Below are 25,676 nucleotides of genomic sequence, written 5' to 3'. Positions count from 1 at the left end.
CCGTTGCCAGTTCACCCTGCCGCCGAGTCCTGACTGCCGGATCGAGCCGTCAGCGCAACGACCATCTCCACCGCACGGCGAAGATCCGCCTCGAACAACGCTATCTGCTTTTCCTGTTCCGCCGGATCGGGCAGGCGCAGCAGGAACGATGGATGCACCGACAGCAGCACCGGGGTGCCGTCGGCAAGCTGTTCCACGGTTCCCCGGCGGCGAAGAATGTTCGCACCTGACCCGGTCAGGGTCTCGGCAGCGGTGGCGCCAAGGGCCAGGATCAGTTTCGGCTGCACAAGGTTGCGCTCGGCATCCAGCCACCAGCGGCAATGCTCGATCTCGCCGGAATTGGGCCGCTGGTGCAGCCGCCGCTTGCCGCGGGGCGTGAACTTGAAATGCTTGACGGCATTGGTGACAAAGGCCGCCGACCGGTCCAAGCCCGCCGATTGCGCGACCTTGTCAAACAGCTGCCCGGCAGGGCCGACAAAGGCAAGCCCGGTCAGATCCTCCTGATCGCCAGGTTGCTCGCCGACGATCATCAGCGCCGCATCGAGTGGTCCGATTCCGGGCACGGCCTGTGTCGCCGTACTGTGCAGCGGACAGCGGGTGCAGGCATGAATGGCGGCGGGCAGGGCGTCCAGCGGCCCGTCCCAGGCGGACATGTGCGCGGCAAGCTGCTGGCGCGCCTTGCCCGCCCGCATCGGCGCCAGGGTCGGTGCGGCATGCGCCATCGCCCGGGCGCGCGCCGGGGCATTGGCAATCAGGTCGGGGATCGTCGCCGCCTCGGGCAGGTTCTTCCAGTATTTCTTCGGCATCTCCGAGGTCATCGCCTGCACCTTCAGCCGCGCCGGATTGAAGATGTTGCGGAAATAGGTGAGCCACAGCGTCTCGCCGGCGTCCTCTGGCAAGGCCGGCTTGGGTTGCCCCGGCGCAAAGCTCAAGCTCCCGTCCTGAAAGATCGCGGTCTTCTCCGGCGTGACAATCCGCCAGTCCATATCGGCAAACCGCCCGGCAAAGAAGCCCGCTGTCGGCTCCACCGTGTGATGGGTCGGCTCGAACCAGGCAGCGAAACTGCGCCGCGCATCATCGCGATCGCCAATTTCCCTAAACCGCACAAAGGCTTTCATCTTGTGCTGGCATCGATGCACCGATTTTTCCATCCCGCGGAGATGCGCCAGTTCCCTGTCACCCCGGTCGGCAATCAGATGCGGCGTGTCTTTGAGCCGCCACAAGAACTGGTAGAGCCGCGCAAACCGATCGGCGTCGCTATGCCAGCAGACGGTTTCGGCGAGGCTGATGAAACTGCGCGGCACCGTCATCTTGACCGGCGCGCCACCTTCCGACTGCTGGTCGTCAAACAGCCCCCGCTCGGTCTGTGCGGTTCCCCAGGAGATGTCAGCAGGCCGCAGGCCCTCGCGCAGGCAGGATCGCGCGGCCTTGCGCCACGCATCCGCGGTCCCGGTGTCTGGCAAGGCGATATGGCGCATCAGAGCAGCGACAATTGCTCTGGTGGCGGCAGAAAGCGGCTGCGGAGCTGCGCGGTGTCAATCAGCCCACCGGGCGACCAGCCCTGCGCGGTGATGAAGGCGCCGGCCTTTTTCATGCTTCCGCCCATTCGCACCACGTCCTCGTAGCGCACATTGCGGTAGCGGCGCGTGCTGAGGATCCGGTTGACCGTCTTCACCCCGAAGCCCGGCACCCGCAGCAATAGTTCCCGGTCGGCGCGGTTGATGTCGACCGGAAAGGTTTCGCGGTGCAACAGCGCCCAGGCCAGTTTCGGATCAAGCTCCAGATCAAGATTGCCATCCCGCGCGCCACTGACAATCTCCTGCAAGTCAAAGCCGTAAAACCGCAGCAGCCAGTCGGCCTGGTAAAGCCGGTGCTCGCGCACCAGCGGCGGCGAGATCAGCGGCAGCCGCGCCGTGCTGTCGGGGATCGGCGAAAACGCCGAGTAATAGACCCGCTTCAGCTTGTAGCTGGAATAGAGCCGGGTTGATTCACCCAGAATGGCGGCGTCATTGGATCCGTCCGCACCAACAATCATCTGGGTCGATTGCCCGGCCGGGGCAAATCGCGCCGCCTTGCGTCCGGTATGGGTGACATCGCTGGCGGCCTCCTTGCGCAGCCGCACATCGGCCATGGCCCGGCGGATCTGCGCCGGATTCTTCTCAGACGCAAAGGCCTGCATGCCGGCGTCGGTTGGCAATTCCACATTGATCGACAGCCGGTCGGCCAGCCGTCCCGCTTCTGCGATCAGTTCGGGCGACGCGTCCGGAATGGTCTTGAGATGGATATAGCCGCGAAAATTCTCCTCCTCGCGCAATTTGCGCACGATCTGCACCATGTCCGACATCGTCGCATCCGGCGAGCGGATGACGCCGGAGGACAAAAACAGCCCCTCGATGTAATTGCGCCGATAGAAATCGATGGTCAGTCGCACGACTTCGTCGACCGAAAACCGCGCGCGCGGCACGTTCGACGACACCCGGTTGATGCAATAGGCGCAGTCATAGATGCAGAAATTGGTCATCAGGATCTTGAGCAGGCTGATGCAGCGCCCGTCGGGGGCATAGGCATGGCAGATCCCGGTGCCCTCGTTCGACCCCAGCCCCTTGCCGTCCCTGCTGTCGCGCTTGGTCGATCCCGACGAGGCGCAGGAGGCGTCATATTTGGCGGCATCGCTGAGGATCGCCAGCTTTGATTCGAGTGTTTTTCCGGTCATATGTTCTTTATATGTTCCGGTAGCGCTGACCGCAATAACCCATGTTAAATCGGGCCGGAAAGTTCTGCCTGTCTGCTGTCAGTTCGAGCGTGTGGATCCTAGAACAGGCTGCCCTGTCCCGGCTCTTTCGGCTTCGTCGCCTTGGCGCGGGGGGGCTTCGGCCCCGAGATCGGCTGATCGCTGCTGGCAAGCGCTGCAACCTCGCCATCGGAGAATTCGATTGCGATCATCGTGCCGGTCTCGACCTGGTCAGCGCGCGATAAAACAGCACGGTCCTGGTCGCGAATCACCGCGAAGCCACGGCCCAGCACGCTGTGATAGGACAGCGATTGCAGCATGCGCGCCTGTCCATCAAGCCCCCGGCGTCTTTGGCCCAGCAACTGGGTGAGCGCAATGTCGGCGCGGTGGTGGAAACCAGCCAGCCTCTCACGGCTGCGGGTCTGGGTCTCGGCGATCCGGCGCGGCACTGCGGCGAGCACCAGAGCGTGCCGATCCAGCCGGGATCTCCAGGCCTCAAGACGGCGCTCCTGCGCCCGGTCGGCGCGTGAGGTCTTGTCTCGAACCAGTTGGCGCTTGTCGCGGATTGCCGAAACCAGTGCCACCGGCGTCACACGCCCGGCCTGTCGTTCGAAACTGCGCCGCCGGTTGGCGGTGTTGAGCTGTAGCGCCTGCCCTAACCCCTGTCCCGAGCGGTCAAGCCGCTGCCGTGGCATCGCCAGCACGCTGTCGAGCGTTGGCAGGGCTCGCGCCAGAGCCCGGATGGCTTCGCGCCGCCGGTCGAGTGTGCGCGATTGGGCGGATTTGAGCCGTGCTGTAAATGCCGCCAACTGTGCCGCCAGATCAGCCTTGACCGGGACCGCCATCTCGGCGGCACCGGTGGGTGTCGGCGCGCGCCGGTCGCTGGCGTGATCAATAAGGGTCCAGTCGGTCTCGTGCCCGACCGCCGAAATCAGCGGAATATCGGAGTCTGCCGCAGCGCGCACCACGGCTTCGTCATTGAAGCCCCAGAGGTCTTCCAGGCTGCCGCCGCCACGGGCCACGATGATCAGGTCCGGTCGGGCAATCGGACCGTTTGCACCCAGTGCATTGAAGCCGTTGATCGCCTGCGCCACTTCCTGGCCCGAGGTGTCACCCTGCACCCTGACGGGCCAGACGATCACGTGGACCGGGAAGCGGTCTTCGATCCGGTGCAGAATGTCGCGGATTACGGCGCCTGTTGGCGAGGTCACCACGCCGATCACCTTCGGCATGAACGGCAGCAATTGCTTGCGTGCTTCATCGAACAAGCCTTCGGCGGCAAGCTTGCGCCGCCGTTCCTCGATCAGCGCCATCAGCGCACCTGCGCCGGCCGGTTCGATCGAGTCGATGACGATCTGGTATTTCGATGATCCGGGATAGGTGGTGATCTTGCCTGTGGCGATCACCTCCATGCCTTCTTCCGGCCGATGCTTGAGCCGTGAAAACACACCCTTCCAGACCACTGCTTCGATCCGGGCCCGGTCGTCTTTCAGCGAAAAATAGGCATGCCCCGAGGAATGCGGTCCACGATAGCCGGAAATTTCGCCGCGCACACGGACATAGCCGAAGGTATCTTCGACTGTCCGCTTGATCGAGCCGGACAGCTCGCTGACGGTAAACTCCGTGGCGTTGGTAGGCGAATCATCAAGTGCTGAAGGCATGGCCGATTCCGCACCATGAGTTGGGCCGCGTCAAGTCTGGAGATGTCCGGCTGAATTCAAAGCGGCAAAATCTGTCCTGTAATCTCCAGAGCCAGGTGCTGAATTACGCGATCACCCTAATTTTGGAGGGGTTATATCTTGTATGTACACTCGTTTTTAACCCCTCAATACTAATGGTGTTGAGGACTTGATGCTTGAGGGTGGTCATGAGTGCAGCAGGAAACTATCTGAGCCGACTGGCAAATGTAGAGCAGCGTCGGTACGAACGCCGGCAGGCCAATTTGCAGGGCACGGTGTATTTTCTATCCAAGGGTGTTCGCGGTTATGCCTCCCAGCGTTGCAGGATGACAAATATTTCGGAGAGCGGTTGTCAGTTATGTGGACTTCTGCCCAGTCAGGTGCCCGAATTCATCTATCTTGTACTGGACGGCCTGAAGGCCAAATTTCCCTGTGCCGTGGTAGCCCGGTCCAATATCGGCCTGCATTTGAAGTTTCTGGTGGATCTGCCAACTGAAACCGTCGAAAAGCTCGCGCTGCCGAAGTTGCGCCCGAAAGCCCTTGCCAACCAGTCCTGATCGCCAGCATCTGCTCGTTGCGTGCCATTGCGCCGGTTCCGGCTCCCGGTGCAAGATGGCGGCCGCAATACGCGGGGAACAGCAAAATGAAGCATGCGGTGGTAATCGGCGGCGGCCACAATGGACTGGTTTGCGCCTGGTATCTGGCAGCCGCCGGGCACAAGGTCACCATTCTTGAAAAACGTGGCGTCATCGGTGGTGCTGCCGTTACCGAAGAATTTCATCCCGGTTTCCGCAATTCCGTCGCCTCTTACACCGTATCGTTGCTCAATCCGAAAGTGATCGCCGATCTTGAGCTGTTTCGCCACGGGCTCGAGATTGTCGAGCGGCGCATGAACAATTTTCTGCCTCTGCCCGATGGCCGTGCACTGGAGGCCGGTCCGGGGATCACCCGGGCGTCAGTGGCGCAATTCTCTGAGCATGACGCCGAGGCACTCGAGGGTTATGACCGGATGCTCGAAAACGCCGCTTCCGTTCTACGCGACCTGCTGTTGCGCACCCCGCCCAATGTCACCGACGGAAACTGGATGTCCGCGGTGCCTGAGCTGTTGAAGGCGGCATCGCTGGGCCGTCGCTTCTCGCAGTTTTCTCTCGATGGGCGGCGCGATGTTCTCGATCTCTTCACCTGCTCGGCAGCAGAGATCCTTGATCGCTGGTTTGAAAGTGATCCGGTCAAGGCGCTGTTCGGCTTTGACGGCATTGTCGGCGCCTGGACCAGTCCGCACACGCCGGGGACGGGCTATGTGCTCTTGCATCACTGCTTTGGCGAGGTTCACGGCAAGCGCGGTGTCTGGGGTCATGCCATTGGCGGCATGGGGGCGATTACGGCCGCAATGCGCCGCGCCTGCGAGGAAAAGGGCGTCATCATCAAGACCGGCGCGCCTGTCGCCACAATCGAAACAGCCGATGGCCGGGTCAGCGCTGTTGTTACCGAAGACAGCGCACGTTATGACGCCGACCTCGTCGCCTCCAACATCCATCCGCAATTGCTTGTCGGCAAGCTGCTGTCCGAGGCGCCGCTGCCGGAGGATTTCCGCCGTCGCATCGGTTACTGGCAAAGTGGGTCGGGCACCTTCCGCATGAATGTGGCGCTCGACCGTCTACCGGTTTTCACAGCACGGCCCGAACCGGGCGATCATCTGACCGCCGGTATCATCATTGCGCCGTCGCTGGATTACATGGACCGCGCCTATGTCGATTCCCGCACCCATGGCTGGTCGCGCCAGCCGATTGTCGAGATGCTGATTCCGTCGACGCTGGATCCGACACTGGCGCCCGAAGGCAAGCATGTGGCCAGCCTGTTTTGCCAGCATGTCGCGCCCACCCTGCCGGACGGTTTTCCCGGCGGTTCGTCCTGGGATGATCACCGCGATACCGTCGCTGACCTGATGATTGCCACGGTGGACCATCACGCCCCCGGTTTTGCCGACATCGTCGTCGGGCGTCAGGTGCTTTCGCCGCTTGATCTCGAGCGCATATTGTCGCTGGTCGGCGGCGACATCTTTCACGGCAAGCTCAGCCTCAACCAGCTGTTTTCGGCGCGCCCGGTGCTGGGCTATGGTGCTTATCGGGCGCCTTTGGCCGGGCTTTACATGTGCGGTTCCTCGACCCATCCCGGTGGTGGCGTCACCGGTGTGCCCGGCCACAATGCGGCACGCGAGATTCTCAACGACATCCGTGCCCGGCGGGTGTAGTCGTCACCACACAGCATTCAAGTTCAGGGTAATACAGCATGAAGACTGAAATCGAATCCATTGCCGGCGAAACTCCGGGCATTGCCTATCAGTTGATTGTTCACCGGTTTAGCGGCTCGGATGACAGCGCGCCGCGCGTCTATATCCAGGCCGGTCTGCATGCCGACGAGCGGCCGGGTGTTGCGGCGTTGCATTATCTGATCCCGATGCTGGAGCAGGCGGAAGCCGAGGGGCGTCTGCTTGGCTCGCTGACACTGGTGCCGCATGCCAACCCGATCGGCGCGGCGCAGCATCTTTATGGCGAGCATATGGGCCGGTTTGCGACCGGAACCCGCACCAATTTCAACCGTGATTTCCCGGTGCCTGATGAAAACGGCGTTCGGGTGCTCGACCGCGCCTCCGCCCCGGTTTTTGCCGAGCGCCGGCTGAAAAGCCGCCTGCTGGAACTCGCCGACGGATGCCCGATCGTGCTCGATCTGCATTGCGACGACGAAAGCGTGCAATATATCTATGCGCCCGAGCAGCTGTGGCCGGAGATGTCCGACCTTGCCGCCTGTCTCGATGCCGAAGCAGCGCTGCTGTGGGATTCGGGCTCCGACCGGGCTTTTGAAGAGGCAGTCTTCGAGCAGATGACAGCCCAGGCGCCAGATGGCGATCTGTCGGGTCATTGCGTCACCACGGTCGAATTGCGCGGGCAGAACGATGTTACTGCGGCGCTCGGCAAAAAGGACGCCGAGGGCATCTACCGCTTCCTGCAGGGTCGTGGCGTTGTGGCTGCTGATGGAAAATCAGCGCCGGCGCTCAGAGCGGATTTCGTCGGCAAGCCTATTCGCCATATCGACATGGTGCGGGCGCCTGTGGGCGGCACCATTTTGTTCCATGTTGCGCCCGGCGATCGCGTCGAAGCCGGTCAGATGCTCGCCGAGATCATCGTCAATCCCGGCAGCAAGGATGGAACTGTCGCAGTTTCGGCGCCGCAGGCCGGTTACGTGCTGACCCGGCGCATCCGCCGGTTTATCAGAATGGGCGACAATCTGCTCAAGATCATCGGCGATGCGCCGGTGGCGTCGCGCAAGGGTGCGCTGGAAGATTGAGCTTGGTCTCTTTGATGCGGGCCTTTGACTTTGGCGCGCGAAACCGCAACTTTGTGCGCAGATTTGAACATCGGCGCACAGACCGGTTACTAAATATCAGCCGTCCTGCGGGCAGGGCGGTCAGTCAGGTTGGGGAAAAAGATGGCAATCGGGATATCGGCGCTGCTGCGCGCTGTCGGCGCTTTGGCGATAACTGTCGGTTTGGCCACAGCGACGGCGAGCGTTCGGGCACAGGAAATCAACTATTTCAGCATTGGAACCGGCGGGGTCGGCGGAACCTATTTCCCGCTTGCCGGGGCAATTGCCAACGCGATCTCCAATCCGCCCGGCTCGCGCCCCTGCGATGAGGGCGGTTCCTGCGGTGTCCCCGGTCTGGTGGCTGTCGCCCAGTCCTCGCACGGCTCGGGCGCCAATGTCGTTGCCATAGTTTCCGGTGCGTTGAATTCGGGATTTTCCCAGGCTGATGTCGCCTATTGGGCCTATTCCGGCACCGGTCGGTTCGAGGGCCAGGAGCCGATGCGCGATCTGCGTGTCATCGCCGCACTCTATCCCGAACATGTCCATCTGGTCGCCTCCAAGGCCTCCGGCATCGCGTCGGTCGCTGATCTGAAGGGCAAACGGGTCTCTCTCGACAAGACCGATTCAGGCACCTACCCCGATGCTGTGCTGATTCTCGAGGCCTTCGGCCTCACCGAGGCTGATATCACCGTCGAAAATCTCCAGCCTGAGGCCGCTTCCGAAGCGCTCCGCGATGGACGGCTCGATGCGCTGTTCTTTGTCAGCGGCTACCCGGCCCGCGCGGTTGGAGAACTTGCCGCAAGCGCGGAAATTGTTCTCATTCCGATCGTTGGTCCGGAGGTCGACAAGATGCTGCTGGAGCATTCGTTCTTCACCAAGGATAAGATACCGGACGCTGCCTACCGGAATGTGAAGGGGGTAGAGACGGTTGCCGTGGGTGCGCAATGGCTCACCAGCCTCGAGCAGAATGAGGATCTGATTTACGGGATCACCGAGGCGCTGTGGAATGACACCGCCCGTCAACTGCTTGATGTCGGACATGCCAAAGGCACATCGGTGACACGGCAGACCGCGCTCGATGGCATTGCCATCCCTCTGCATCCCGGCGCTGAGCGGTTTTATCGTGAAGCCGGCATGATCAAGTAATGCAGTCTGCTCGGCCTATGGCGGCCGGATAATCCGGCTCACCGGTGGCCGTAATAGAGCGAGACCGCGTGCTCGGCTTCGGCAAAAAACAGCCAGCGCTCTGCCAGCAGCCCAAGTATCATCGAAACCGCTGCGACGAGATTGAACAATCCTGGCGCACCGCTCAGGCCGACAATCGCCAGAACGGCAATAGGCACGATGCCGCCAAACACCAGCGCCAGCATCCGCAAGCGGCTTGCATGCTTGCGCCCGATGCGGTGAACCATTTCCTTGGTCAGGTAATTTTCGCCGGTGTGCGGCCGTTCGAGCAATCGGACATTGCCGATGAAGCCCAGCCCCGTGGCGGTTTCGGGTGTTGAGCCGGTATCGGAAAGCCGGCTGCGGCTGGCTCGCACCCACCAGAACCACTTGGCGGCCCAGGCAAGCGCGATCAGCGCGATGCCCCAGATCTCCGGCGCCTGATGCGTGCCCAGTCCCGACGCCAGCAGCCAGCCGGAGCCAAGCGCGAAACCGCCATAGACCAGCGGCGTCAACCAGCTGTTCCACTGCGGCACGGTCTTGAGCTGGGCGTAGATCATCGCGGTGGTGAACACCGTGACGGCGGCGCCGAGGGCTGCCACCAGCCCCAAAACCGAGTAACGGGTTCCGGTCACCAGCCAGATCAGCACATAGATCCCGAACAGGATCAGCGTTGCGATCGCGGCGATGCCCTCGCGTGACAGCCAGCTCGAGCGCCATTGACTCAGCGCCCGCCAGGCCCGTTCGGGATGGCCGAGATGGAAGGTCGACGCCAGCAGACCTGCGACCGCCAGTCCGCCTCCGACAACGCCGACAAAAAACACCCGCGCTGCAGAGGCATCGACCGGAAACCCGAGACCAAGCAGGAAGATCATGCCAAGCCCGGCACCCGATGTGACGGTGAAGAAAATGACGGAGACAGCAGGATGCATGGAACTATCCGAGTTTGTCGAGTGCGGCGTCGAGCCAGCCCAGAAAGCCGTCGGCCTTGGGCACGGGCGCTGGAACTCTGGCTGATGCAACGTTCGCTAACGGGGCGGCAGGCTGCGAATGGATCTTCGGCCGCGGCGGTAGATACTTGTTGACCGGGCTTGTGCCCATCTCCGGCATCAGGTCGATACCGCCACGCTCCGCAACCAGTTGCGAGACATTCGACTCCGGATCGTTGAAATCGCCAAAATGCCTTGCGCTGGACGGGCAGGTGCGCACGCAGGCCGGAATCCGGTCTTCTTCAGCCAGGGTTTCGCTGTAGATCCGGTCGACGCAGAGCGTGCATTTCTTCATCACGTTTTCGACCGGGTCCATTTCACGCGCCCCATAGGGGCAGGCCCAAGCGCACAAGCCGCAGCCGATGCACATGTCTTCGTCGACCAGCACGATGCCGTCCGCGGACCGCTTGTAGCTGGCGCCGGTCGGGCAAACGGTCACACACGGCGCATCGTCGCAATGCAGGCAGGATTTGGGGAAATGCACGATCTGCGCCGGCGCGTTCTCCGGCGTGACCTCGAAGGTGTGGATCCGGTTCAGCCAGGCGCCCGAAACATCAGCGCCATAGGCATCGACATCGGACAGCGGCGAGGCCCCGGCGCTGGTGTTCCATTCCTTGCAACTGACCGCGCAGGCATGACAGCCGACGCAGGTGTCGAGATCGATGACCAGGCCGAGCCGTTTGTCGGTCGATGCGGGAAGACTGGTCATTCCGCAGCCTCCGCTCTGAAACGAACGCTGTGAGGCGCCGGCCCGACCGGGCTTTTTTGCGCACCGGCCTGCGGCAGGCTTTGTTCCGTGGTCTGATCGGGGTCTTTGCGGATCGCCACGCGCAGATCGAACCAGGCCGCCTGGCCGGTGATTGGATCGGAATTGGCCCAGCGGCGGCCATCGCCCTTGGGTGGCAGCAACTCGTCAATCAGATGGTTGAGCAGGAAGCCGCGTGTGGCTTCCGGTGCGTCCTTGTCGAGCGCCCAGGCGCCGGAGCGCTTGCCGATGGCGTTCCAGGTCCACAGCGTCGAGCCGTTGACCGCGTCCATACGGGCAATCTTGACCCGGATCTCGCCCGATTGCGAGGACACCAGTGCCCAGTCACAATTGACCAATCCCTGTTGGTCGCAGATATCGCCCGGCACATAGAGCGCGTTCTCGCCATGGATCTGCCGCAGCCAGGCATTCTGCGAGCCCCAGGAATGGTACATCGCTGCCGGCCGCTGGGTGATGGCGTGCAGCGGATAGGCGTCCTCATTCAGCCCGTCATCCGCAAAAGGCGGGTACCATGTAGGCAGTGGATCGAAACAAGATTTGATCCGCTCCCAGTGATGTTCCGGCGGAATCGGCCTGATCTTGCCTTCGGCGGCAAGCTGAAACTTGCGCAAGGGTTCGAGATAGAGCTGGAAGATATTCTCCACCGGCCCGTCCTGCAGACCTTTTTCAATTGCCCAGTCGCTCCACGCCCGGTTGGCGTGTTTGAAATAATGCGCCTCCGCCGGCACATGCACCTGCGAGAAGCCGCCATTTTCGATGTAGCGCTTGAGCTGGTCCGGGTTGGGCTTGCCCCGCCCGGTCTGATCGCCGTCTTCACCGCGCCAGCCTGACAGCGGCCCGATCCCCGGCTTGCGCTGGTGATTGACGATGTAGTCGGCGTAATCCTTGTAGACCGGCGCGCCATTGTCATCGACCATGCCCGGAAGCTCCAGCCGGGCGCCGAGATCGAGCAGCACGCTCTGAAAGCCGCGCACATCGCGGTCCGGCTCGACCACCGGCCAGCGGATCGAATCGCACAGCGCCTCCGGCTCGCTGATCGGCCGGTCCAGCAGCGAAATGCAGTCGTGCCGCTCAAGATAGGTGGTGTCGGGCAGGATCAGATCGGCGAATGCCACCATTTCGGAGGAATAGGCGTCCGAATAGATGATCTTGGGGATCACATAGTCGCCATTGTCGTCCTTGTCGGTCAGCATATCCATCACCGATGTCGTGTTCATCGACGAATTCCACGCCATGTTGGCCATGTACATGAACAGCACGTCGATGCCGTAGGGATCGCGCGCATGGGCATTGGAAATCACCATGTGCATCATGCCGTGCGCCGACAGCGGCGCATCCCACGAAAACGCCTTGTCGATGCGCTGCGCGGTTTCGCCATCGGCTTCGAGCAATAAATCTTCCGGTCCGCGCGGATAGCCCAGGTGCGGCCCTGCCAATGCCGTGTCGGCACAAGCCCCGCCATGCGGCCGCGGCTGTCCGGCAACCGGGCGCGGATAGGGCGGCTTGAAGCGGAACCCGCCGGGACAATCGATAGAGCCGACCAGGATCTGCAGCAGATGCAGGGCGCGGCAGGTCTGAAAGCCGTTGGAATGGGCAGAGATGCCGCGCATGGCGTGAAACGCCACCGGGCGCCCAATCATCCGCTCATGCCGCTCGCCCTTCATGTCGGTCCAGGGCTGCTCAATGATGACTTCGCGCTCGAATGCCGCCTCGGCAATCTCGCCGGCAATGCGGATGATGGTGTCGGTCGCGATCCCGGTTCGGGCTGCCACGGCTGCCGGGGCATATTGCTCATCAAGATATTTTTGCGCCAGCAGTTCGAACACCGGAATGGCGAAGCGGCCATCGGGCAACTCGAACCGGCCCTTCAGAGCCGGTTTGATACCCGAAGTAGCGGAGGACACGGCCTTGCAGCTAGCCCTTTCGGCCACCAGCGGCGTTCCCTCATCGTCGCGCGCAAACAACCCGTGACCTGCACCATCGGGATCATCGATCACCAGCCAGGGTGCATTGGTGTAGCGGATCAGGTAATCGACATCGATCTTGCCCGTGCGCATCAATTCATGCACCAGCGCCAGGATCAGCAACCCGTCGGTGCCCGGCGTGATGCCGAGCCATTCGTCGGCGATGGCATTGTAGCCGGTGCGCACCGGATTAACTCCGATCACCTTGACGCCGCGCTCCTTGAGCTTGCCGAGCCCCATCTTGATCGGGTTGGAATCATGATCCTCGGCAACGCCGAAAATCATGAACAGCTCGGTCTTCTCCCAGTCCGGCGCGCCAAATTCCCAGAACGCGCCGCCCATCGTGTAGATACCGGCAGCGGCCATATTGACCGAGCAGAACCCGCCATGGGCGGCATAATTCGGGGTGCCATATTGCTGAGCCCACCAACCGGTCATCGACTGGCTCTGGTCGCGGCCGGTGAAAAACGCCAGCTTGCGCGGATCGGTACGCCGCACTTCGCCAAGCCAGTCGGTGGCCAGCGCCAAAGCCTCGTCCCATTCTATTTCCTTGAATTGACCCGAGCCGCGTTCGCCGGTTCTCAGCAGCGGCTTCTTCAGCCGCGCTGGCGAATAATGCTGCATGATCCCCGCCGATCCCTTGGCGCAGAGCACGCCCTTGTTGATCGGGTGATCGCGGTTGCCCTCGATGTAAGTGACCTTGCCGTCTTTGAGATGCACATCAATGCCGCAGCGGCAGGCGCACATGTAGCAGGTGGTCTTGCGAATCCCGGTCGTGCCGTGATCCGCGCCCTCTCTCTCGCCCGGCTCCCCGTTTGTCTGGTTCATTCCGCCCTCGCATGCGTCCTGCCCGATGTTTGGATTGCAGCACGTTCAGGTTCTGAACTATAGGGCAACCCGACAGCGAGCGCCTCCGCGGCCGCAGGGCAAACGGACCCCGCAGCCGATCAAAAGTCAAGGCCAGAGGATAGAGCCAGAGACGCTTCTTCTAAGACCAGACGGGCATTGAAAAAACGGAGAGTTTCTCAGCTGGTCGCTTTACCCGGCGAGGCGCAATACAGGCCATGCAGCACTTCGAGCACGGCACCGACTTCCCGGCCTTTGAGCGAGTAGTAGATTGTCTGGGCATCGCGCCGCGTGTTGACAAGATCGGCATCCCGCAATTTGCGCAAATGATGCGACATCGCCGGTTGCGACAGGCCTCCCATATCCGCAAGCTTGAGAACGCTTTGCTCGCCATCAAGCAATATGCAGAGAATGCGAAGACGCACCGGTTGGGACAGCATCTCCATCAGTTTTGCCGCATCATTCATGCGCGGCTCCATTTCAAGCATGTCTTGTGCATCCAGCATATCCGGCTATCCCATCGCGAACATTCGTCAGCCCTTATATAAAGGGTCTGAGCCGGGGTTTCAAGCTTTCGGTGCGCTGGTGCTGTCGCGGATGATCAGCTCGACTTCCAGGATTTTTGTCTCGATCGCCAGGCTGGAGGTCGAGCGGATGTGACCAAGCAGCATTTCCGCTGCTGAAAAGCCGAGCCGGTAGCGCGGTTGGTGCAATGTGGTCAGTGCCGGAATGTAGCGGCTTGCAATGTCGATATCATCAAATCCGACCACCGAGACATCATCGGGAACCGGAACCCCATGCCGCGCAAGTTCGGAAATGAATCCGAACGCCATCTGGTCGGAATCGCAAAACAGCGCGCTGGGACGTTCCGTCAGGTCAAGCCACGAAAGGGCCGCGCGAGCCCCTGCATCGAGGCTGAAATCACCCTGAAACAGATGCCGGGGATCAAAGGGCAGGCCAAGCGCCTCCAGTCTGGCCAGCACGCCAGCACTCCTGCTTTGGGTCAGGACATTGTCTTTGGGCCCGGAAATAATGCCGATATTGCGATGTCCAAGCTCGGCCAGGTGCGAAATCGCCAGCTCGCTGCCACGCGCATTGTTGGCGCGCACGGAAGAAAACTCGCCATTTGGCGACCATTCGCAGGCAAAGATCATCGGCGGCGCGCCACGGCCGGATGTTGCCGCCGACAGAACCTCATCAGGCAACGAACCGTCGAGCGCAATGATGCCGTCGGCGCGGGTCGCGTGCAGATATTCCGAGACCAGATGCGGCTTTATGTGCACCAGCTTGGTGTCGACAACAAACATGTTGAAGTCGGCTTTCGACAGCGCCGTCTCGATGCCGGCAAGAATTTCGGAGAAAAACGGATTTCCAAGATTCGGAACCAGAACCACGATCGTGCCGGTGCGCTGGCGCCTGAGGTTACGGGCCGAGAGATTGACCCGGTAGCCGGCTTTCTCAGCAGCCGCGAGAACGATGTTACGTGTTGATTCCGCGACGGTTTCAGGCTTGCTGAGGGCACGGCTGACGGTCGCGGTGGAAACCCCTGCAAGCCGGGCGACATCGGTGATCTTGGGCGTCTTTTTTTCCATGATAGGCGGCATTCCCGGGTGCTCTTTGCGGCGTGGGATCGCCGTCGGCAAATATCACTTGACTCCAATTCGCATCGCGGTCAACCTTTATGTAATCGATTGCAGTGCAGCATTGTCTTGGCGAATGTAATCGATTGAAACGGTGTGAGGACACCGGTTGGCCCGGGCTGTTGTGGGAGTGCGACAAGGTCGGGAGGAGGCTTAATCCTGGGAGGGAATTCGATGAATACACTCAAGCTTTTTCTGGCTGGCGCGTCTGCGTTGGCGCTTTCCACGGCTGCAAACGCCACTGATCTGGAAGTCACCCACTGGTGGACGTCCGGTGGCGAAGCTGCAGCAGTTGCCGAATTTGCCAAGGCGTTTGACGCCACCGGCAACAAATGGGTCGACGGCGCCATTGCCGGTTCCGGCGGGACAGCCCGCCCGATCATGATCAGCCGCATCACCGGTGGCGATCCGATGGGCGCCACCCAGTTCAACCACGGCCGCCAGGCCGAAGAACTGGTCGAGGCAGGCCTGATGCTCGACCTCACCGATATCGCTGAAAAGGAAGGCTGGAAGGACGTGATCCGTCCCTCAAGCCTGCTCGACAGCTGCACCCTTGATGGCCGCATCTATTGTGTGCCGGTCAACATCCACTCGCAGCAGTGGCTGTGGCTATCCAATGCCGCCTTTGAGAAGGCCGGTGTGCCGGTTCCGACCAATTGGGACGAGTATGCCGCTGCCGCGCCGCAGCTGGAAGCTGCCGGCATCATTCCGCTCGCAGTCGGTCAGCAGCCCTGGCAGACCACTTTGGCCTTCCAGGTTCTGCTGGTAGCCCTCGCCGGTCCCCAAGCCTACACAAAGATCTTCGGCGAAAAGGACGCAGAGTTGGCTGCCGGTCCCGAAATGGCAAAGGTATTCCAGGCTGCCGACAAGGCCCGCGCCATGTCGGCCGGTTCGAATGTGCAGGATTGGAATCAGGCCACAAATCTGGTGATCACCGGCAAGGCTGCCGGCCAGATCATGGGCGATTGGGCTCAGGGTGAATTCCAGGTTGCGGGCCAGGTCGCAGGCACCGACTACACCTGCCTGCCCGGTCTTGGCGTCAACGAAGTGATCCAGACCGGTGGGGATGCGTTCTACTTCCCCAAACTCGACGATGCAGCCCAGACAGAAGCCCAGGGCGTGCTCGCCTCGGTGATGCTGTCTCCCGAAACCCAGGTTGCCTTCAACCTGAAGAAGGGCTCCTTGCCGGTTCGCGGCGATGTCGATCTGGCCGCTGCCAATGACTGCATGAAGAAGGGTCTCGATATCCTCGCCAAGGGCAACATCATCCAGGCGCCCGACCAGCTGATGTCGCCGGATTCGCTGCAGCAGATCAACGATCTGTTCGTGCAGTTCTTCAACGACACCTCAATCACGGCCGAGGGCGCGCAAAAGACCTTTGCCGAACTCGTAGCTTCTGCTGACTGATCCTTAGCCGGATCATTCTCGAGCGCTGGTCCTGTCTCGACCGGACCAGCGCATCTCGATATCATTGCAATTGATAAGCAGGAGAGTGGACGCGATGGCGCGAAATCAACGCCCCTCGAACTGGTTCCGCAACGCCAACGCCAAGATCGCCGCAATCCCGATGATCTTGACCGTCCTGGTGGTTTTTGTCGGCGGCACGCTTTGGACCGTCCTTTATTCCTTCACCAATTCGAAATTGCTGCCGCGCGAGAAATTCGTCGGCTTCGATCAGTATGAGCGGCTGTGGTCGAGCAGCAAATGGCTGATCTCGATCGAGAATCTGGCGATTTACGGTGTGCTGTCCCTGATCTTCGTGATGATCGGCGGTTTCCTGCTGGCGGCGCTTCTGGATCAGAAGATCCGCTTTGAAAACACCTTTCGCACTATCTTCCTCTATCCCTTCGCCTTGAGCTTCATCGTCACCGGCCTTGCCTGGCAATGGATCCTCAACCCGGATTTCGGCGTCCAGAATGTGGTCCGCTCGCTGGGCTGGACCAGTTTCGCTTTCGACCCGCTCTACAATTCCGATATCGTCATCTACGGCGTGCTGATTGCCGGGCTCTGGCATGAAACCGGGCTGATCATGTGCCTGATGCTCGCCGGCCTGCGCGGCATTGACGAAGACATCTGGAAGGCCTGCCGCATCGACGGCATCCCGACCTGGAAGACCTATATTTTCGTGGTCATTCCGATGATGCGCGGCATCTTCATCACCGCGCTTGTGCTGGTCACCTCGGGCATCATCAAGGTCTATGACCTGATCGTCGCCCAGACCGGCGGAGGCCCCGGCATCGCCTCGGAAGTGCCGGCCAAATATGTCTACGACACCATGTTCCTGTCGCAGAATCTCGGCCAGGGCTTTGCCGCTTCCACCATGATGTTGCTCACCGTGGTCATCGTTGTCGTGCCCTGGGCCTATCTCGAATTCGGAGGCAAGGGACGTCGTGTCTGATTCAACATTTACCACGCCATCCGGCAAACCCGTCAGCCAGTCGGTGATCCCGCTTGAGGGGCCGCGCGGCCGCAAGCCGCGCAAGCGCTTCACCCGCCGCAACATCATGCTCTACAGCACCCTGATCGTGGTGGCGTTGTATTACCTGCTGCCGCTTTACGTGATGGTCGTCACTTCCCTCAAGGGCATGCCGGAAATCCGCATTGGCAACATCTTTTCGCCGCCGGTGGAGGTCACCTTCCAGCCATGGGTCAAGGCCTGGTCGGAGGCCTGCACCGGGCTCAATTGCGAAGGCCTTTCGCGCGGCTTCTGGAACTCGGTGCGGATTCTCGTGCCCTCGGTAATCCTGTCGATCATCATTGCCTCGGTGAACGGCTATGCCATGGCCAACTGGCGCTTCAAGGGCGCCGAAACCTTCTTTGCCATCCTGATTGTCGGGGCCTTCATTCCCTATCAGGTGATGATCTACCCGATCGTCATCATCCTGCGCGAGATGGGCCTTTATGGCGGCCTCACCGGCCTGGTGCTGGTCCACACAGTCTTCGGCATGCCGATCCTCACACTGCTGTTCCGCAATTACTTTTCGTCGATCCCGGAGGAGTTGTTCCGCGCCGCGCGCATTGACGGCGCCGGCTTCTGGTCGATCTATTTCCGCATCATGCTGCCGATGAGCCTGCCGATCTTCGTTGTCGCCATGATCCTGCAGGTCACCGGCATCTGGAACGACTTCCTGTTTGGCGTCATCTACACCAAGCCCGACCTCTATCCGATGACGGTGCAGCTCAACAATATCGTCAATTCGACCCAGGGCGTGAAGGAATACAACGTCAACATGGCGGCGACGATCCTCACCGGCATTGTGCCGCTTTTCGTCTATTTCGTTTCCGGAAAACTGTTTGTGCGCGGCATCGCGGCCGGTGCGGTGAAGGGATAACAACATGACTAGTGTATCGGTCCGCGACCTGACCCTGAAATTCGGCGCTCTGGAAGTGCTCAAGTCCTTGAGCATCGATATCGACGAGGGCGAGTTCCTGGTGCTGCTCGGGCCCTCGGGCTGTGGCAAGTCCACGCTGCTCAACTGCATCGCCGGCCTGCTCGATGTGTCCGATGGCCAGATCATCATCTCCGGCCGCAATGTCACCTGGGAAGAACCCAGCAACCGTGGCATCGGCATGGTGTTCCAGTCCTACGCGCTCTATCCGCAGATGACGGTGGAGGGCAATCTCGGCTTCGGACTGAAGAATGCCCGCCTGCCCAAGGACGAGATCGCCAGCCGCATCGCCCGCGCCGCCAGCGTGTTGCAGATCGAACCGCTGCTCAAGCGCAAGCCGGCGCAGCTCTCAGGCGGCCAGCGCCAGCGCGTTGCCATTGGCCGCGCACTGGTGCGCGACGTCGAGGTGTTCCTGTTTGATGAACCACTGTCCAATCTCGACGCCAAATTGCGCGCCGAACTGCGTGTCGAGATCAAACGGCTGCACCAGAAACTCAAGAACACGATGATCTACGTCACCCATGACCAGATCGAGGCGCTGACGCTCGCGGACCGCATCGCGGTGATGCGGGCGGGCACCATCCAGCAACTCGACAACCCGCACGAGATCTACAACCGTCCGGTCAATCTCTATGTTGCCGGCTTCATGGGATCTCCCGGAATGAATTTCATTCCCGGCGAACTCGATGCTGGCGCCAGCCCCAGTTTTCGCTTCGCTGGCCAGACCATCGATCTGACGAGCTATCCGTTTTCCGGTCCGGCCAAATCCGGCCCCGGCATATTCGGCATCCGCCCCGAGCATATCGTTGCTGGCGAAGCAGCGTCATCCGAGCGCTATTCGGCGGAGGTCGAGGTCGATGTCGTGGAACCGATGGGGGCGGATACGCTGGTCTGGTCGATGCTTGACGGGTGTGAATTCCGCTTTCGCGTCGACGGCCAGACCAGCATGCGCGTCGGCGATCACGTCCGCATCGGCTTCGATCCGGCCCGCGCCTCCGTGTTTGATGCAGCTTCCGAACTTCGTCTCTAATTCCCGTACAGAAAGACAAGGCCATGACCTATTCGTTCCAACTTTACAGTGCCCGCGATTTCCAGCCCTGGCAGGACGTCCTGACGATGCTTGCCGAAGCCGGCTACACAATGGTTGAAGGTTTTGGCGGCATCTATGAGGACCCGGCGGGCTTCCGCGCGCTCATGGATGCCAATGGCTTGTCCATGCCTTCTGGCCATTTCTCCATCGACGCACTGGAGACCGATCTCGACGGCGTCTTCGCCAAGGCGAAGGTTTTGGGCATCCAGACCATCTATTGCCCGCATCTGGTCGAGGAGTTGCGCCCTGCCGACCGCGCTGGCTGGGAGGATTTCGCTGCCCGGCTCGAGGCAGTCGGCGTCAAGGTTCGCGCCCATGGTTTGAACTTCGGCTGGCACAACCACGCCTTTGAATTTGTCGCCCTCGCCGACGGCACGGTGCCCATGCAGGTTATTCTCGACCGGGCACCCGGCGTCGAATGGGAAGCCGACATCGCCTGGATCATCCGCGGCGGCGGCGACCCAGCCGACTGGATCAAGCGATATGACAGCCGCATCACCGCGGTTCATGTCAAGGACATCGCGCCGCAGGGCGAGTGCGAGGATGAAGACGGCTGGGCCGATGTCGGCCACGGCACCGTCGACTGGACTGCACTGCTCAGGCAGTTGCGCGCTTCGCAGGTGAAACGCCTCTATGTCATGGAACACGACAAGCCGTCGGATACGACCCGTTTTGCCAAGCGCTCGATCGCCTGGCTTCAGGGCAAGGGAGAATAACCGTCATGGCAAATGTTCTGGGCGTCGGCATCATCGGCTGCGGAAATATTTCAACCTCCTATCTCAAGCTCGCGCCGTTGTTCAAAGGCATCAAGGTACGTGCCTGCGCCGATATCAATCCAGACGCGGCAAGGATGCGGGCCGAGGAATATGGTATCCGCGCGGAAACCGTCGAGGAACTGCTCGCTGCCTCCGACATCGACATGGTCGTCAACCTGACTGTTCCAGCCGTGCACTACGCGGTGTCGGCACAGGTGCTCGACGCCGGCAAACACGTCTATTCGGAAAAGCCTTTCGTGCTCTCGGTTGAGGAAGGGCGCGATCTTGCCGAACGCGCTGCCAGACACGGCGTCAGGGTCGGTTCTGCGCCCGATACGTTCCTGGGTGGCGCCCATCAGCTGGCGCGGCATCTGGTCGACACTGGTGCGGCCGGACGGATCACCGGCGGCACATGCCATGTGCTCAGTCCGGGCATGGAGCACTGGCATCCCAACCCGGATTTCTTCTTCAAGCCCGGCGGCGGCCCGATCCTTGATCTCGGCCCCTATTACATTTCCAATCTGGTGCAGCTGATCGGTCCGGTCGTGCGCGTGGCCGCCATGACCTCGGTTCCCAGCCCGGAGCGCAAGATCACCTCCGAGCCGCGCTTCGGCGAGATGATCAAGGTCGAGACGCCAACCACGGTGCACGCCGTTCTCGAATTCGCCAATGGGGCGTTGGTCACGCTTGGCGCCAGCTGGGACGTCAAGACACACGGCCACCGTCCGATGGAGCTTTATGGCACGGAAGCCAGCCTGATCGTTCCGGATCCGAATTTCTTTGGCGGAAAGGTGGAGCTGATCGAGTCCGGCGGCAAGCAGGGCGACCTGCCCGCATGGGATCATCCCTTCAGCGTGCCCAATCAGGAGCACAAACAGGGCATGATGGCCAATTATCGCACCGCTGGTCTCGCCGACATGGCTCTTGCCATTCTCGAAGACCGGCCGCACCGCTGTTCACTGGAATTTGCGCTGCATGTGGTGGACGTAATGACCGCAATCCTTCATTCTGGGGAAACCGGCAAATTCATCCAGCTGACCACCAGTTGTGACCAACCTGCTCCGCTGGGACTCAAGGAAGCAGCGTTACTCCTGAACACGAAAGACTAGCACCCATGTGGACACCTGCATCCAACCGCTATGACACCATGAGCTACCGGCGTGTTGGCCGGTCCGGCCTGAAACTGCCGGCAATCTCGCTCGGCCTGTGGCACAATTTCGGCGGCGACACGCCGCACGAGCTCAAGCGCGAACTCTGCCGCACCGCATTCGATCTCGGCATCACCCATTTCGATCTGGCCAACAATTACGGCCCGCCTCCCGGCTCGGCAGAATCCGCTTTTGGCGACATCCTCAAGACCGATTTCCATGGCCTGCGCGATGAGATGGTGATTTCATCCAAGGCCGGCTACGGCATGTGGCCCGGACCTTACGGCGAATGGGGCAGCCGCAAATATCTCGTCTCAAGCTGCGACCAGAGCCTCAAGCGCATGGGTCTCGACTATGTCGATATCTTCTATTCGCACCGTTTCGATCCCGAAACGCCGCTTGAAGAAACCATGATGGCGCTCGACCACATCGTCCGCTCCGGCCGCGCGCTCTATGCCGGTATCTCGAGCTACAATTCCAAGCGCACCAAGGAAGCTGCCGCGATCCTCAAGCAGCTGGGCACGCCCTGCCTCATCCACCAGCCAAGCTATTCGATGATCAACCGCTGGGTCGAAGATGACGGCTTGCTCGACACGCTCGACGAAGAAGGCATCGGATCGATCGTCTTCTCGCCGCTGGCCCAGGGCATGCTGACCGGCAAATATCTCAACGGCATTCCCGAGGACAGCCGCGCTGCGCAGGAAAAATCGCTCAATGCAGGCTTCCTCAACGAGCGCAATCTCGACAACATCCGCGCACTCAACGTCATTGCCGAGCGCCGTGGCCAGACCCTTGCCCAGATGGCATTGGCCTGGGTGCTGCGCGGTGGCCGCGTCACCACGGCGCTGATCGGCGCCAGCAAGCCGCAGCAGATCATCGATTGCGTCGGCGCGCTCGAGAACCAGGATTTCACCGAGGCTGAACTGGCTGAAATCGATACCTATGCCCGCGACGCCGACATCAACCTGTGGGCGGCCTCGTCCGAGCGTAAGGGACCCTCGAGAAAATGATCATCAATCCGATCCTGCCCGGCTTCAACCCGGATCCCTCGATCTGTCGGGCAGGGTCGGATTACTACATCGCCACGTCGACCTTCGAATGGTATCCCGGCGTGCAGATCCATCACTCGACGGATCTGGTCAACTGGCGGCTTGTCGGCCGCCCGCTTGATCGCGCCAGCCAGCTCGACATGCGCGGCAATCCCGATTCCTGCGGCATCTGGGCGCCCTGCCTGTCCTATGCTGACGGGCTGTTCTGGCTGGTCTACACCGACGTCAAACGACTCGACGGCAATTTCAAGGACAGCCACAACTACATCGTCACCGCGCCGGATACTGCAGGCCCGTGGTCGGACCCGGTGCGGGTCAATTCGTCGGGCTTCGATCCGTCGCTGTTTCATGATGATGACGGCCGCAAATGGTTCGTCAACATGGTCTGGAACCACCGCTCCAACTCGATCGGCGGCAGTCCCAAGCACCCGGCCTTTGCCGGCATCCTGATGCAGGAATATGATCCGCAGGCGGGCAAGCTGATTGGTGAGCCGGAGAATATTTTCGGAGGCAGTCCGCACGGGCTGGTCGAGGGCGCGCATCTGTTCAAGCGGGAAGGCTGGTACTATCTGACCGTCGCCGAAGGCGGCACCGGCTATGATCACGCCGTCACCATGGCGCGCTCGCGCACACTGGCCGGACCTTACGAATTGCATCCCGAGACCTTCCTGATGACCTCGAAGGACACGCCCGACGCGCCGTTGCAGCGCGCCGGCCATGGCCAGATGGTCGAGACACCCGGCGGCGCGGTCTATCACACCCATCTGTGTTCACGGCCGCTGCCCGAAACCCGGCGCTCGCCGCTCGGGCGGGAAACCGGCCTGCAGAAATGCGTCTGGGGCGCGGATGGCTGGCTTCGTCTGGCCCAGGGCGGTCTTGTGCCGGCTTTGGAGGTGGATGCGCCCGACCCGGCAAGCCGCAAATTGCCGGCAGAGCCGGTGCGGCGGACGTTTGACGGCACGGAATTGCCGCAGGAATTCCAGTGGCTGCGCACACCGGTTCCGGAGCGGATCTTTTCGCTGACCGGCTCGGCGCTGAGATTGATCGCGCGCGAATCCATCGGCAGCTGGTTCGAGCAATCGCTGGTCGCCCGCAGGCAGGAGCATCTGCATTTCCGTGCCGAGACCATGCTCTCCTTCGAACCGCAAAATTTCCAGCAGGCCGCCGGATTGGTGCATTATTACAACCGGCACAAGTTCCATTTTCTGGCCGTCACATGGCATGAGGATCTGGGTCGGGTTCTCACCATCCTGAGCTGCCCCGGCGACTGGCCGGATGCGCGCCTGCAGTTCCCGCTCGACCCGCCGGTGCTGCTGCCGGTCGATGGCGCGGTCGAACTCGCCATGGAGATTGATGGCGCGGAGTTGCAGTTTTTCTACAGGGTTCACGGCTCGGACTGGATGCCGGTTGGTCCGGTGCTCGATGCAAGCGTGATATCCGATGAGGGCGGACGCGGCGAACATGCCTCGTTCACCGGCGCCTTCGCCGGAATGGCGGCGTTCGACACCTCCGGTGACGGGATTCCCGCCGATTACAGCCAGTTCACCTACATCCCCAAGGACGCGTGATGCGCAGCCACTTGTGCATCTATGAGCTCGCCAGCGGCGCGATCGAAGAGGTGCTTGCGACCGACCTTCTGATCGAGGCGCCGAACTGGACGCCGGATGGCGCGTCGCTGGTCGTCAATGGCGATGGCCGCATGTTTCGGGTTCCGCTTGATGCGCCGGAACTCGCGCCGATCGACACCGGCCATGCGGTAGCCTGCAACAATGATCACGGCATCTCGCCGGACGGAACACAGCTGGTGATCAGCGATTCCACCGACACCGGCCAGTCCTGCATCTGGGTGCTGCCGGTCAGTGGCGGCGTCCCGCGCCGGGTCACGAGAGAAGTTCCCTCCTGGTGGCATGGCTGGTCGCCCGATGGCACCACGCTCGCCTTAGTCGGCCGACGCGACGGCGATTTCGGCATCTACACCATAGACGTGGGGGGCGGTGACGAGACCCTGCTGATAGCCGGCGGCGGCCACTATGACGGCCCGGATTATTCGCCCGACGGGGTCTGGATCTGGTTCAATTCCGACCGTGGCGGCAGCATGGACCTGTGGCGGAAAGCAGCGACCGGCGGCGCCCCGCAGCAAATGACCGATGACGAGAGGCTCAACTGGTTCCCGCATCCTGCTCCCGATGGCCGGGCGGTGCTTTATCTCAGCTATCAGCCCGGAACCGAGGGCCATCCGCGCGACCGCGATGTCGAATTGCGGCTGCTGGATATGGCCGACGGGTCGGTGCGTGTATTGCTGGCGCTGTTTGGCGGTCAGGGCAGCATCAATGTGCCGTGCTGGTCGCCCGATGGCGCACGCTTCGCCTTCGTCCGCTACCAGCCGGCTGCCGCGTAAAGCCGGCTCACCAGTGGGGTGGTTTTTGCTGCTGCTGCGAGCCGAGGGCTGCTTCCTCGACCTCCTGGAAACGGTTGGTCAACTGATCATACTCGCCACGCAGCCGCTCGGTCAGCTTCCACTGGTCAGCCAGTTGCCGCGACAGGTCCTCGATCGCCGTGGATTGATGCGCCACCAGTTCTTCAAGCTTTACCAGCCGCAGTTCAACTGCATCGGTCATTGGGCAATCTCCTCTAGAATCCGGCGCCAGGGGTCTGGCAGCTGGACAGGCCGTCGTGTGGCGCGGTTCACATAGACATGGACAAATCTGCCGTCGGCAAAGGCAGTTTCTTCGTCATTGCGAAACAGCGCGATTGAATAGGTGACCGACGATCCGCCAAGCCGTGAAACTGCAATTCCCGCCGTAATCCGGTCAGGAAACATCGCCTCGGCGTGGTAGCGGCAACCGGTTTCGACCACCAGCCCGACGATGGTTCCGTTCAGCGGATCGAGCAGGCCTTTTTCTATGAGCCACTGATTGATGGCGGTATCGAACAGCTGGTAGTGCACCACATTGTTCATGTGGCCATACATGTCATTATCGGCCCAACGGGTCTGAAGGCCGGAAAACACCAGGAATTCGGTGCGTGTGGGAGGAGGCGTGCGTGTCATCGGCGCGCTTTCACCATACCGTTCAACAGACCGCAAGCGTCTCTGCCGCGTTTC

23 protein-coding genes are annotated in these 25,676 nt (G+C 61.4%); 13 read left to right on the top strand and 10 right to left on the bottom strand.

All coding sequences use genetic code 11. The annotated features are described in order from the left end of the window. Positions 1 to 11: 11 nt before the first annotated feature. From IMCC20628_RS20375 to xseA, 3 genes are all read right to left on the bottom strand, one after another. On the bottom strand, positions 12 to 1,478 hold the full coding sequence (locus tag IMCC20628_RS20375) for a UdgX family uracil-DNA binding protein (RefSeq protein ID WP_047031719.1): 1,467 nt from the start codon (positions 1,476 to 1,478) through the stop codon (positions 12 to 14). Continuing rightward, a complete protein-coding gene (locus IMCC20628_RS20370) occupies positions 1,478 to 2,713 on the bottom strand; it encodes a putative DNA modification/repair radical SAM protein (protein ID WP_047031718.1) in 1,236 nt (411 codons plus the stop codon). The genes IMCC20628_RS20375 and IMCC20628_RS20370 overlap by 1 nt, the downstream gene beginning before the upstream one ends. A 98-nt stretch (positions 2,714 to 2,811) precedes the next feature. Then, a complete protein-coding gene (xseA, locus tag IMCC20628_RS20365; protein ID WP_047031717.1) occupies positions 2,812 to 4,392 on the bottom strand; it encodes an exodeoxyribonuclease VII large subunit in 1,581 nt (526 codons plus the stop codon). A gap of 206 nt (positions 4,393 to 4,598) precedes the next feature. Here xseA and IMCC20628_RS24835 point away from each other — a divergent pair, with 206 nt between their 5' ends. The 4 genes from IMCC20628_RS24835 (at position 4,599) to IMCC20628_RS20350 (ending at position 8,919) form a co-directional block, all read left to right on the top strand. After that, positions 4,599 to 4,967: a PilZ domain-containing protein gene (locus IMCC20628_RS24835; protein WP_082128259.1), complete on the top strand. Its 369-nt coding sequence runs from the start codon at positions 4,599 to 4,601 to the stop codon at positions 4,965 to 4,967. 86 nt (positions 4,968 to 5,053) lie between these two features. Beyond that, positions 5,054 to 6,661 (top strand): NAD(P)/FAD-dependent oxidoreductase, encoded by a 1,608-nt coding sequence (locus tag IMCC20628_RS20360; RefSeq protein ID WP_047031716.1) that lies wholly within the window; start codon positions 5,054 to 5,056, stop codon positions 6,659 to 6,661. A gap of 38 nt (positions 6,662 to 6,699) precedes the next feature. After that, positions 6,700 to 7,755 (top strand): succinylglutamate desuccinylase/aspartoacylase family protein, encoded by a 1,056-nt coding sequence (locus IMCC20628_RS20355; RefSeq protein WP_047031715.1) that lies wholly within the window; start codon positions 6,700 to 6,702, stop codon positions 7,753 to 7,755. A gap of 141 nt (positions 7,756 to 7,896) precedes the next feature. After that, positions 7,897 to 8,919: a TAXI family TRAP transporter solute-binding subunit gene (locus IMCC20628_RS20350; RefSeq protein WP_047031714.1), complete on the top strand. Its 1,023-nt coding sequence runs from the start codon at positions 7,897 to 7,899 to the stop codon at positions 8,917 to 8,919. 38 nt (positions 8,920 to 8,957) lie between these two features. Here IMCC20628_RS20350 and IMCC20628_RS20345 read toward each other — a convergent pair whose 3' ends face one another. The 5 genes from IMCC20628_RS20345 to IMCC20628_RS20325 all read right to left on the bottom strand — a co-directional run bounded on the left by IMCC20628_RS20345 (position 8,958) and on the right by IMCC20628_RS20325 (position 15,094). Continuing rightward, positions 8,958 to 9,869 (bottom strand): DmsC/YnfH family molybdoenzyme membrane anchor subunit, encoded by a 912-nt coding sequence (locus IMCC20628_RS20345; RefSeq protein ID WP_047031713.1) that lies wholly within the window; start codon positions 9,867 to 9,869, stop codon positions 8,958 to 8,960. Positions 9,870 to 9,873: 4 nt separating this feature from the next. Then, positions 9,874 to 10,635, bottom strand: coding sequence for a 4Fe-4S dicluster domain-containing protein (locus IMCC20628_RS20340; protein ID WP_047031712.1), 762 nt, complete (start codon positions 10,633 to 10,635; stop codon positions 9,874 to 9,876). Continuing rightward, positions 10,632 to 13,484, bottom strand: coding sequence for a molybdopterin oxidoreductase family protein (locus IMCC20628_RS20335; RefSeq protein WP_047031711.1), 2,853 nt, complete (start codon positions 13,482 to 13,484; stop codon positions 10,632 to 10,634). Before IMCC20628_RS20335 ends, IMCC20628_RS20340 begins: the two co-directional genes overlap by 4 nt. A 197-nt stretch (positions 13,485 to 13,681) precedes the next feature. Further along, complete coding sequence (locus IMCC20628_RS20330) at positions 13,682 to 14,008, bottom strand: metalloregulator ArsR/SmtB family transcription factor (RefSeq protein ID WP_047031710.1); 327 nt, start codon at positions 14,006 to 14,008, stop codon at positions 13,682 to 13,684. A 60-nt stretch (positions 14,009 to 14,068) separates the two neighbouring features. Then, positions 14,069 to 15,094, bottom strand: coding sequence for a LacI family DNA-binding transcriptional regulator (locus IMCC20628_RS20325; RefSeq protein ID WP_047031709.1), 1,026 nt, complete (start codon positions 15,092 to 15,094; stop codon positions 14,069 to 14,071). Positions 15,095 to 15,316: 222 nt separating this feature from the next. Between IMCC20628_RS20325 and IMCC20628_RS20320 the strand changes: the two genes are divergently transcribed. The 9 genes from IMCC20628_RS20320 (at position 15,317) to IMCC20628_RS20280 (ending at position 24,971) form a co-directional block, all read left to right on the top strand. Next, on the top strand, positions 15,317 to 16,549 hold the full coding sequence (locus IMCC20628_RS20320) for an ABC transporter substrate-binding protein (protein ID WP_047031708.1): 1,233 nt from the start codon (positions 15,317 to 15,319) through the stop codon (positions 16,547 to 16,549). An 85-nt stretch (positions 16,550 to 16,634) separates the two neighbouring features. Continuing rightward, positions 16,635 to 17,540, top strand: coding sequence for a sugar ABC transporter permease (locus IMCC20628_RS20315; RefSeq protein ID WP_156174596.1), 906 nt, complete (start codon positions 16,635 to 16,637; stop codon positions 17,538 to 17,540). Between the two features lie 43 nt (positions 17,541 to 17,583). Further along, positions 17,584 to 18,474: a carbohydrate ABC transporter permease gene (locus IMCC20628_RS20310; RefSeq protein ID WP_245307967.1), complete on the top strand. Its 891-nt coding sequence runs from the start codon at positions 17,584 to 17,586 to the stop codon at positions 18,472 to 18,474. A gap of 4 nt (positions 18,475 to 18,478) precedes the next feature. Further along, positions 18,479 to 19,561, top strand: coding sequence for an ABC transporter ATP-binding protein (locus tag IMCC20628_RS20305; RefSeq protein ID WP_047031705.1), 1,083 nt, complete (start codon positions 18,479 to 18,481; stop codon positions 19,559 to 19,561). Between the two features lie 23 nt (positions 19,562 to 19,584). Then, complete coding sequence (locus IMCC20628_RS20300; RefSeq protein WP_047031704.1) at positions 19,585 to 20,337, top strand: sugar phosphate isomerase/epimerase; 753 nt, start codon at positions 19,585 to 19,587, stop codon at positions 20,335 to 20,337. A gap of 5 nt (positions 20,338 to 20,342) precedes the next feature. Further along, entirely contained in the window at positions 20,343 to 21,485 is a 1,143-nt protein-coding gene (locus IMCC20628_RS20295) for a Gfo/Idh/MocA family oxidoreductase (RefSeq protein ID WP_047031703.1), read from the top strand. Positions 21,486 to 21,490: 5 nt separating this feature from the next. Then, a complete protein-coding gene (mgrA, locus tag IMCC20628_RS20290) occupies positions 21,491 to 22,534 on the top strand; it encodes an L-glyceraldehyde 3-phosphate reductase (protein ID WP_047031702.1) in 1,044 nt (347 codons plus the stop codon). After that, positions 22,531 to 24,141, top strand: coding sequence for a glycoside hydrolase family 43 protein (locus IMCC20628_RS20285; RefSeq protein ID WP_047031701.1), 1,611 nt, complete (start codon positions 22,531 to 22,533; stop codon positions 24,139 to 24,141). The genes mgrA and IMCC20628_RS20285 overlap by 4 nt, the downstream gene beginning before the upstream one ends. Further along, entirely contained in the window at positions 24,141 to 24,971 is an 831-nt protein-coding gene (locus tag IMCC20628_RS20280) for a TolB family protein (RefSeq protein ID WP_047031700.1), read from the top strand. The genes IMCC20628_RS20285 and IMCC20628_RS20280 overlap by 1 nt, the downstream gene beginning before the upstream one ends. Before the next feature lie 7 nt (positions 24,972 to 24,978). Here IMCC20628_RS20280 and IMCC20628_RS20275 read toward each other — a convergent pair whose 3' ends face one another. Then, on the bottom strand, positions 24,979 to 25,191 hold the full coding sequence (locus IMCC20628_RS20275; RefSeq protein WP_047031699.1) for a SlyX family protein: 213 nt from the start codon (positions 25,189 to 25,191) through the stop codon (positions 24,979 to 24,981). Continuing rightward, entirely contained in the window at positions 25,188 to 25,622 is a 435-nt protein-coding gene (locus IMCC20628_RS20270; protein ID WP_047031698.1) for a thioesterase family protein, read from the bottom strand. Before IMCC20628_RS20270 ends, IMCC20628_RS20275 begins: the two co-directional genes overlap by 4 nt. Positions 25,623 to 25,676 lie beyond the last annotated feature (54 nt).

Origin of the sequence: Hoeflea sp. IMCC20628 (genome assembly GCF_001011155.1) — a bacterium.
Lineage (GTDB): Bacteria > Pseudomonadota > Alphaproteobacteria > Rhizobiales > Rhizobiaceae > Hoeflea.
Note: the sequence above shows the minus strand (reverse complement) of the source record. Positions and strands in the feature narration are given on the sequence as shown.